At 59.0% G+C, this 7,986-nt stretch carries 12 protein-coding genes; 2 read left to right on the forward strand and 10 right to left on the reverse strand.

Going from position 1 to position 7,986, the window contains the following annotated elements; all coding sequences use genetic code 11:
- Positions 1 to 343 precede the first annotated feature (343 nt).
- The 7 genes from AC07YS_RS31640 to AC07YS_RS31670 all read right to left on the reverse strand — a co-directional run bounded on the left by AC07YS_RS31640 (position 344) and on the right by AC07YS_RS31670 (position 3,696).
- A complete protein-coding gene (locus tag AC07YS_RS31640) occupies positions 344 to 643 on the reverse strand; it encodes a helix-turn-helix domain-containing protein (RefSeq protein ID WP_495270318.1) in 300 nt (99 codons plus the stop codon).
- Entirely contained in the window at positions 640 to 888 is a 249-nt protein-coding gene (locus AC07YS_RS31645) for a helix-turn-helix transcriptional regulator (RefSeq protein WP_341887049.1), read from the reverse strand. Before AC07YS_RS31645 ends, AC07YS_RS31640 begins: the two co-directional genes overlap by 4 nt.
- 49 nt (positions 889 to 937) lie before the next feature.
- Entirely contained in the window at positions 938 to 1,438 is a 501-nt protein-coding gene (locus AC07YS_RS31650) for a hypothetical protein (RefSeq protein ID WP_495270319.1), read from the reverse strand.
- A 93-nt stretch (positions 1,439 to 1,531) separates the two neighbouring features.
- Positions 1,532 to 1,951, reverse strand: a complete 420-nt coding sequence (locus AC07YS_RS31655; RefSeq protein WP_495270320.1) for a hypothetical protein — start codon at positions 1,949 to 1,951, stop codon at positions 1,532 to 1,534.
- Positions 1,948 to 3,120: a hypothetical protein gene (locus tag AC07YS_RS31660; RefSeq protein ID WP_495270321.1), complete on the reverse strand. Its 1,173-nt coding sequence runs from the start codon at positions 3,118 to 3,120 to the stop codon at positions 1,948 to 1,950. The genes AC07YS_RS31655 and AC07YS_RS31660 overlap by 4 nt, the downstream gene beginning before the upstream one ends.
- Positions 3,117 to 3,443, reverse strand: coding sequence for a hypothetical protein (locus AC07YS_RS31665; protein WP_495270322.1), 327 nt, complete (start codon positions 3,441 to 3,443; stop codon positions 3,117 to 3,119). Before AC07YS_RS31665 ends, AC07YS_RS31660 begins: the two co-directional genes overlap by 4 nt.
- Positions 3,436 to 3,696: a hypothetical protein gene (locus AC07YS_RS31670; RefSeq protein WP_495270323.1), complete on the reverse strand. Its 261-nt coding sequence runs from the start codon at positions 3,694 to 3,696 to the stop codon at positions 3,436 to 3,438. Before AC07YS_RS31670 ends, AC07YS_RS31665 begins: the two co-directional genes overlap by 8 nt.
- A gap of 677 nt (positions 3,697 to 4,373) precedes the next feature.
- Here AC07YS_RS31670 and AC07YS_RS31675 point away from each other — a divergent pair.
- Both AC07YS_RS31675 and AC07YS_RS31680 read left to right on the forward strand, forming a co-directional pair.
- A complete protein-coding gene (locus AC07YS_RS31675; protein ID WP_495270328.1) occupies positions 4,374 to 4,598 on the forward strand; it encodes a pyocin activator PrtN family protein in 225 nt (74 codons plus the stop codon).
- A gap of 296 nt (positions 4,599 to 4,894) precedes the next feature.
- Positions 4,895 to 5,239, forward strand: coding sequence for a hypothetical protein (locus AC07YS_RS31680; protein ID WP_495270324.1), 345 nt, complete (start codon positions 4,895 to 4,897; stop codon positions 5,237 to 5,239).
- A 186-nt stretch (positions 5,240 to 5,425) separates the two neighbouring features.
- On the opposite strand, the gene AC07YS_RS31685 is transcribed toward AC07YS_RS31680, so the two are convergent.
- From AC07YS_RS31685 to AC07YS_RS31695, 3 genes are all read right to left on the reverse strand, one after another.
- Positions 5,426 to 6,112, reverse strand: coding sequence for an Abi-alpha family protein (locus tag AC07YS_RS31685; protein ID WP_495270325.1), 687 nt, complete (start codon positions 6,110 to 6,112; stop codon positions 5,426 to 5,428).
- Positions 6,113 to 6,209: 97 nt separating this feature from the next.
- Entirely contained in the window at positions 6,210 to 6,641 is a 432-nt protein-coding gene (locus tag AC07YS_RS31690; protein WP_495270326.1) for a hypothetical protein, read from the reverse strand.
- Between the two features lie 89 nt (positions 6,642 to 6,730).
- On the reverse strand, positions 6,731 to 7,588 hold the full coding sequence (locus AC07YS_RS31695; protein WP_495270327.1) for an AbiJ-NTD4 domain-containing protein: 858 nt from the start codon (positions 7,586 to 7,588) through the stop codon (positions 6,731 to 6,733).
- Positions 7,589 to 7,986 lie beyond the last annotated feature (398 nt).

Here is a 7,986-nt window from a genome sequence, read left to right on the forward strand (position 1 = left end):
CCCGAATCCCGCCCGGAATCGCCCCTCCTGCCGCTATTGCGGCCGTTGGCCATCCTCAGCCGATCCTTGGGTGTTCTGGGCCGCATTCATGCGGCGACCCCTAACTGTGTGAGGCAGCGGCTGAGCGCTCGGAGGTCCGGAACCTCTCGACTGCGCGCCCACCACCCCACGGCATAGCCGCCCGATCCCATCTCGTAGACGCTTACACCAGCTCGTGCGGCACGCTCCATCAGCAAGGCCTTGAGCTTTGCCGATGGATCGCTGAGAATTGGCTCGTTAGTGCTTAGTTTTTGCGCCTGGGTTGCGGCTGCCACCGCTTCTCCAGGCGTTTCCATTTGCCGAGTCAGCATTTGGCGCCTCCGTCCGGTTCCGAAACCAATGTGTAGAGCGCGGCGCGGGGATGCGCGTATCCGTCTCGATCGACAACGGTGATGCGATCCGTGGTGATCGCGTATTGCTGTGCGCGTAGTCCCCAGATACGAGCACTGATCTGAAAGATGCCGATCTTTCGAAAATCATCGGTCGTCATTGGGCGCAGCCTGAGGGCCGCGACTATGCGTCGCTCCTGCTCTTTCACGGCGCTTCCACGGCTGGCGATAGTGTTTAGCGTCGGCGCGCTGTTCGGACTGCGAAGGTCGGTCATTGCGCACCTCCTTCCGTCTGAGCCGCGATCCATTCGCGCACGTCGCCCACCTTCCATGCGGTTACTCGCTCAGAGATCCGGCAGGGGGCGGGAAAGGTTCGCGCCTTAACTTTTCGCCATAAAGTTGGGGCGCTGAAGGGCAGAGGAGCTGGGGCATTTGGCCGTTTAGGGCTTTGCACCAACTGCGCGACGCGGATGAAAGCACTGTTGGGTAGTGCGTCGAATGACGGAGTGTTGTGTGACATATCGGCCGCCTCCTTCGCGGCTGATATGAAGTGTTCCGTTCTGACGCCTCTAGGGCACGGGGGGGAATTTGTCGATTTCTCCCCGCATCTTTTGATCACCGCACAGGTGGACTAGAAGATCGTCATCCAGTAGTTCCATGGCCGCGTATTTCTTTCGAATGCGGCGGGCCTCCCTTGAGTCCAAGTCTTTGCCTTCGGTCGCCCGGCGCGCATCGCTCATCGCTTCTTCAATTCGCGCAGCGATGTACCCGCGGCGGTGAAGGACGGCGCCGAATGCGGCAAGCGGTGTTTCCCATTCGGGAAATGGGTTGGCAGGCCGTCCCTTCCCTCGCTCGACCTCCACATTCATCGCTCGATCAGCCTGAATCCCGTCTGTGAGGTCGAGCAAGCACCGGGCTAGGTAGAAGCGCATCGGCTCTGATAGGTTGTTCGCATACAACCCGGTAGCGCAAAGCCGCAGTGCTTCCAGCCCCGCTTCTGCATTTCCATCGCGGGCAAGAGCAATGGTCATGGCTTCGAATTCCGTATGGATTGGCATGTCATCGCTCACGGCAGTTCTTTCGAGGATCGAGGGAGTTGGCGCGGGTCCGTCAGGGAAACGGATGTTCGGGAGCAACCCCTAGCGCCTTCCAAACTCAACATATCACAGCCAACGGGTCGGCGATTCTTCTGCCTTCTCGGCGGCCTTGTCCGCGAACCAATGCATAGCTTGTGCTGCGAAGTCGAAGTCTTCGCAAAATATCCCGGTCGCGCACCCGGAAGAGATCGGCTTCTTATCTCCACCGTCTGTTACCAGGCCGCCTGTGTAAACCGTCAGTAAGCCCGTGATATCGCCCTGGACTGCCATATCCAGCAGGTGCGTTAGCCGGCTAATCACGGACGCCTGCCAATCCTCCCGGCACGCCTCGCCGTCGATGTTGCGTATCGTTTTTCCGGTGAACTTCAGCACGTTGGTGCTTTTCGTTTCGCGGCTCTTGATGAGAGGTTTGGGAGAGTCGGCAAAGGTTCTTTTCGGGAAGGCTAGAACATTGGCCGCTCTCGTTACGTGTGCCGTCATGGTCATGCTGCACTCCGTTCCCGGCGGACTTGAATCAGGCGCTCGATCTTCGCGTCGATCTGCTGCTTGGCCATGCGCAGCAACGATTCGACGGCGTACAGCAGGGGGTTGTCGATCCCGTCGGTGTTCACGGCATGCAGGACGCCGAGGACGCCAGCCAACTCGTCGCTCGCACGGTTGCAGACATCCTCACTGCCCGCGTTCGTCCCTTCGACCACCTTGTTGACTTTCTCGACGCTCTTCTCGATCAAGCTGTGCAGCCCCCAGATGGCGTCCGAGCCGTCGTCATTGGCTGCGGTCTCCGCCACATCGCGCGCCTGCAGCAGGAGGCAATAGGGATCGAAGTCGCCCCATTCGTCCTGCTTGGCGAGTGTGGGGGCGTCGGCTCCTGAGGCCTGGAGCGTCACCGGGCTGTCGCGACGGGAGGCTTCTGCGGGGGAATCGTCTTCGAGCGGCATCGTGCCATCGGCGCCGACAGTGCCCGCCTGGTACTCGGCCACGGCGACGGCATAGTGGCGTGCCGGCGACGAGCACTGATCCGCGAGCTTGGCCGAAAGGACGGCGCTGAACCCGTCGAGCAGTTCTGGATCCGCAAGCAATTGGTCGAGATACTGCCTGGCGAATCGGTGCTGTTCCTTGCCGTCGCGATACGCACGCTTGGCGTATGCGCTGTCGGGGTTAGTCGCTTGCACTTCGTCGGCGTCGGCCAGCATGGACACGGCGAGATCGCGACCGAGAAGGAAGTCGGCTTCTCCGCGTGTCACCCCATCCGGCAACAGGCTGCTCAATCCCGCGCACGAATCGATGGAGGTCTGCGCGGCATCGAGGATTGCATGGGCCTCGATAAGCACATGCTCGATCACAGTGTCTTTCGACAGGGCGATGGCGCCCTTGAGGGCGGCCAGCGGCACGAACATCGCGCTGTAGGCCGCATCGGTGTCGGCCTTGGTCAGCGGCTCGCTCCAGAGTGGCCGGATGGCATCGGCCAGGATCTCTGTGACGTGCTCGATCAGCACCTCGGCCGGCTCTCCGGGTTCGGCGGCATCGTAGGCGAGGCCGATCTTGTCGGCCCCACGAGTCAGGGCGGCGATCAGCTCGGCAGTGGCCGATTGCACCGTCGGTGCGGGCGCCTTGGGCTTGGCCTTAGCGCGGGGCTTGGTCGTGACGGCGTTCATGCTTGCACCGCCTTTCCAGCATTCAGGCTAGAAGTTGGATTCATGTTCTTCATGCAAGCCCAAGATGCTGGCCCGCCTTCAATGGCACCTCCAGTCGTATCGTCAGCGATTGCGCCGATGAAGGTGGCTAACAGTTGCGCGACGTAGAGGTGATGGCCGGCTCGCGCCCTGTCTCCCTCGGTATCGATCTCCAGCCGCGCTGCCTTTAGAAGATCGCGCAGTTCTCCCGCTTGAAGTGCAATGTTCCCCAGAACATCGCGATACTGCGCAACAGAAAGGCCTTCCACGGCCCCAGCCTCAGGGGTGACGCCTTTCTTAGCCATGGTTCACCTCCTTTTCTTGGAGAAGTGAATCAATGTCCTCCGCGAGGTCTGATGCGAGCCAGAGCAAGTTGTCTCGATGATTGGCGCCAATGGCTTCGAACCATTCCGCGCCAGCGCCGTAGCAACACACCAGCAGTGATCGAAGCTGAGTCAGCTTTTCATCTGCTCTGTCAAGACCTTCACGCCAGGGGCCTGCTTGGGCGGCAGGGGATTCAGGGGTGGGCGTACTTTGCCCGACAATGCGCGTAGCCATGGTGTGCGGTCCTTTCAGAGTTGCACGTTGTGGTTAGACGGTCCTTGGTGTTCGTACCACCTTGGGCCGTCGCCTTTTGCAGCCTGCTTTTGCGTGGCAGGCCAGCACGTTATCGGCGATGAATGAACGCCAGAATCTCAGATCGAAGCCAAAGCCTGTTCCTGGGCGTGCTTGTTGGTGCCTCGGCTGGGAAGCCCGGTAGTTTCACGACCACATCCCGGGCGTGACGTGGTGAGCAGTGATGCATTTCGGCAATGTGCTCCAACGTCATCAACTCAGTCATCGATCGGCTCCTTTGCTCTGTCGATCTTCTCGCGCACCCAAGGCGCGCCGCCAAGCTTTTTCAGCTTGTCTCTCTGTGCGACGGTCATCTTGATTGAGACGGGCTTCATCGCCGATTCACCGTCAAGGGGCTTTCTGCCTTGGCCGCGCCCCGCTCCACCTCGGCCTGATATTGGTTTGTCCATTTAGATATGGTAGTTCCAAATCAAAAGAGACGTCAAGTGCTTCATCGATCTAGCGCCGGTGGCGTCAATGTGAGCATCGAGGCCGCCGCAAGAAGTGATCCTGGTAGGAGAGATTGCTTGGCAGGTGACCGCCTGCATCGAGATGCTCGACGGGCCTTGATCTAGTAGAGGAGGGCTGATACCGTGAAGACAGAAATGATGCTTCTTCTAATGACTGATGGGCGACCAGTACTGCGACTCTCGGAAGTCGCGGATCTGCTTAGCCTTGGGGTGAGGACTGTCCAGAACAAGATCTATAAGAAAGACCTGCCGTTCCCCATGTTCAAGCTGGGAGAGTCGGCGGACTGGGTTGCCTACATCCCAGACGTTGCGGCGTACATCGATGCTCAGCGCGCATTGGCCTCGACATCCTGGAATGAGGCGCGTATGTCATGAGTCTGATCAGTTCTGGCGCGGAGGCAACAGTTGTCATTCGCGCGCCGCTCCTTTGGCCATCTGTCCGCACTCCAGCGGAGGAGATCGCGGCTGTGAAGGATCTACACGCACACCTAGTTGGGCTGACATACAGCGTGCAGGCATGGGGGGCGGCGCTGCTGCTGTATGAGACTGGAAAAGTACCTCCGTCTTCGATCCCACGCGCCGTAGCCAGTCGCTGGCGATTCATCGCTTGCAACGAGTGCGTTTTGGAGTTGTACCACCTCCGAGCACGGCTCGAAAGGATTCAGTCCGTCATGTTGCGCGACTGTCCATCAGTTCGAGCGCTGGTCGGAATCCATAAGCTCAAGGGCGCTCGCAAACGACTGGATGAATGCTTTCCTCATATTGAGGCTCTACGGCACGCGACGGCACACCAAGGGGAAATCGAAGCATTCCCCGAGATTCACGCGCCAGACGGTGAATACCGGCTGACAGGTTTTCGGGAGCCAGGTCGATATAGCACTTACTACAAGGGCGAACTATGCTTTCTTGATATCACTCCGCAGACCCTCCAGAAGATCGGTGCAGTGGTGCAGGAGTTTCTTGACGCCTTTAAGCCAGCTGCAGAGGAGTTGCGGGAGCAAGGTCACATAGAGTGAGCCTCATGCTTGGCTTGCGCTCATCGATGACCGCGCGCGCAGTGCGCGAATGACTCATCCAATAGTCCAGCTTTTCGAAGAGCGTGACGCCTTGCTCAACATGCAGCAGAGCCGAGCAGGGTTGGATGAAGCCTGTCGCCAATCTCGCCGTGTGGATGTCGCAGGCCGCGTGCTCTTCCGCCAGCTTCACTCCCGCCCGCCGGGGGCGTGGCAAGCATCGACGAACGCTCTTCCGGAAACGGTCGGAAGTACTCTCGAGAAAGACTCGCCTCCGCCCCATGTTGAAGACGGTCGAATGCATCCAACTCTGGTGAGGTTGGCCAAGGAAATCAAAACATCACTTGACGGCTCAGCAATCGTGTTTTGACCCTGGGGGGCCACTGACGCATGGTCTGGCAGGGCTGCGGTCAGCACGCCGTCATGCTGGCACGACTCGAAGGGAAGTGCATAAATTGCGTCCAGGACAGCGACATCCAGCGATGTAAGCTGCTCAAGAATCGAAGCGTATGCTCGACGAATCTCGAATGGGAAGTTGGCATTTCCAGCGTTAACGAGTAGCGCAGCCCAGCGATCCTGAAGCATGTCATCGTCCTCGATAGAGGCTCCTTGGATCAGCGGAAGTGCCAGCTTTAGGGGGACGGCCCGCGTGGGGCCATTCAATCCCGACAGATGCAAATACTCCTCCGCCCTACGCATGAGACGCTGTTGACGCTCCCAGCGTGTGTATCGAAGCCGGTCCTCGAAAATTCCCATACCTTGTTCGAGAGGTCCGGCGATGAACTTCGCAATAAAGCCACCAGCATCGCGCGCTGCATCGATGGCCTTGCCTGTTGTCTTGGCAACTTCTCCAATCGCCTTGGCCTCGTCGTTCATATCAAGCCTCAAGCTGTCGTATTGACAGCCAAATGATGAAGGATGCTGTAGCGAGGGGGGGCCTCGGTCCGAAAACAGGTACGCGTGCGTATGAGCATCAAAGCGCCCACGCCACACCAGCCACTGCTGCGCTAGCTCCCAGCGCGAAGCATGCTACTGCCCCGACCAGCCATCGTGTTGCGTGCTTGTTTCCGATAACGAGTGGGTTGCCCGTTCTGAAGTCTTGACGGTACAGCTTGTCGAACACGGCCATACGATAGGCCAGTGGAGCTAGGCTCGCTGCCGCACCCACGAGGAAGAGGATGAGCGCGGCCACGCCGAACGGCTTGAATCTGACCAACGTCGGTGCGCTATTCAGCAGGGCTTGCATGAAGGCTAGCATCGCGGCGACGCCGGCGCTGTTGAGTACACCGATGCCCTTCGCGGTTGCGACGAAGAGGTCGTTGTGTCGATCCCCAAAGCGGCGCACGTCTTCGAGAAGTGCGCGCTCCTGATCTGAAAACGCGTTGAGTGGTGTACGTGTGGCCATGGATTTTTCCGGTCGATGGAACGTCATTGGACATCAAGCAGCCGCTTCGGATGTTGAAACACGTCGAGGTTTTCGATGCGCAACAACCACTATGAACGGTCAGCGGACAAGGCCCACAGATAGCTACAGAAACCCGAGCAGGTCACAAGCATGAACTTCGCATCTTCGCTGGTCACCTGAATAGAGGCCTCGGTCAGGGCGTGCCGAATGCCGCCGGCGTCGTTTGTGTAGGCGTAGAGCTTGATCAGGGCCTGCTCAAAATGTGGATGCACCGTCTGGGTCTTCTTGAGCAACTTCATCGCGTCGCCAAGGGTGCCCGCAGGGTTGCCGACAATCGCCTTGCATACGCTTTCGACCGCTGAGATCGATTCCTTGATGGAGTTGCGATAGTCAGGAGCCTCTCTGTTGGCGAACAGCTGTAGCGCCCGCTGGAGGTGCGCTTTCGAGTCACGGGACCCCTTAGTGATGGCGGACTCAATTGCCTCAATCTCGGATCGTTCGGTGATCTCCACCAACTCCCCGCCGACAAAGCGGTAGCCGGCATTTTCTCGTGCCAATGCGTCATTGAACGCCGGGATGAGGGGTTTTCGAAGATTCGAGTGCGCTGTCCGCGCGATGAAGTCGACCAGGTCGTAGACCTCATTCCATGGCTGGTCCATGACGACGCCGCGGAACACTTCGAATGCAGACTTTTCCCCATACCTCGATGTGGCCATCGAGGGAATCCGATCGATGGCTTCCTTGTACAGGCTCAGAAATACTTCGTGCACCAGTGCTGCGACCTGCTCCGATTCAATTCGGAACCGATAGTCGTCGGGTCGGTATCTGGCCCACACGAAGACCTTGATGACGTTCCAGAGGCCATTGCGTAGATCCTGATCGATCACCTGCAACTGGATCGCTTTTTCGAGCGGCACCAGGCCAACTCTCTGGGAAAACGTGGCCATTGGCCCTCCTCATCTTTGGACCAGAGTGTGCCATCGGTGAAGTATGGGTGAGATCAGCGTTGAACACGGCTGCGCCTTCCTAGATCGTGGGGAGTCGCAACAGGAACTATCGTCGCCGCGGCATGTGCGAATCTCGGCCTAGCTTCGGGTCTTCACTCTGTTCGCGAGGTCGCTGCGTCCGAAAATCCAAGCGGGATCTTGGAGACGAGCGTTGACGTTCGCCGGAGCATGGAGACAACAATGAAAACTGGGCTTGGAGCCACGCTTGCTTTGTTGCTGTGCGGATTCGCGCAAGCACAGGCACCCGCAATACTGGTGGATGCGTGCAATCAGATGCAGCCGGCCAGCAAACGGCCTGAATGCTTGCGGGCAGCTGAGGGGCGGGGGACTGCTTCCGC

Source organism: Variovorax sp. GW458-11-26-14-LB1 (assembly GCF_059423965.1).

What these genes read in the sequence shown, in the direction of transcription:
- AC07YS_RS31675 (WP_495270328.1), top strand. Translation starts at nt 4,374, where the DNA reads ATGACTGATGGGCGACCAGTACTGCGACTCTCGGAAGTCGCGGATCTG.
- AC07YS_RS31660 (WP_495270321.1), bottom strand. Translation starts at nt 3,120, where the DNA reads ATGAACGCCGTCACGACCAAGCCCCGCGCTAAGGCCAAGCCCAAGGCG.
- AC07YS_RS31665 (WP_495270322.1), bottom strand. Translation starts at nt 3,443, where the DNA reads ATGGCTAAGAAAGGCGTCACCCCTGAGGCTGGGGCCGTGGAAGGCCTT.
- AC07YS_RS31645 (WP_341887049.1), bottom strand. Translation starts at nt 888, where the DNA reads ATGTCACACAACACTCCGTCATTCGACGCACTACCCAACAGTGCTTTC.
- AC07YS_RS31670 (WP_495270323.1), bottom strand. Translation starts at nt 3,696, where the DNA reads ATGGCTACGCGCATTGTCGGGCAAAGTACGCCCACCCCTGAATCCCCT.
- AC07YS_RS31680 (WP_495270324.1), top strand. Translation starts at nt 4,895, where the DNA reads ATGTTGCGCGACTGTCCATCAGTTCGAGCGCTGGTCGGAATCCATAAG.
- AC07YS_RS31690 (WP_495270326.1), bottom strand. Translation starts at nt 6,641, where the DNA reads ATGGCCACACGTACACCACTCAACGCGTTTTCAGATCAGGAGCGCGCA.
- AC07YS_RS31695 (WP_495270327.1), bottom strand. Translation starts at nt 7,588, where the DNA reads ATGGCCACGTTTTCCCAGAGAGTTGGCCTGGTGCCGCTCGAAAAAGCG.
- AC07YS_RS31685 (WP_495270325.1), bottom strand. Translation starts at nt 6,112, where the DNA reads ATGAACGACGAGGCCAAGGCGATTGGAGAAGTTGCCAAGACAACAGGC.
- AC07YS_RS31655 (WP_495270320.1), bottom strand. Translation starts at nt 1,951, where the DNA reads ATGACCATGACGGCACACGTAACGAGAGCGGCCAATGTTCTAGCCTTC.
- AC07YS_RS31640 (WP_495270318.1), bottom strand. Translation starts at nt 643, where the DNA reads ATGACCGACCTTCGCAGTCCGAACAGCGCGCCGACGCTAAACACTATC.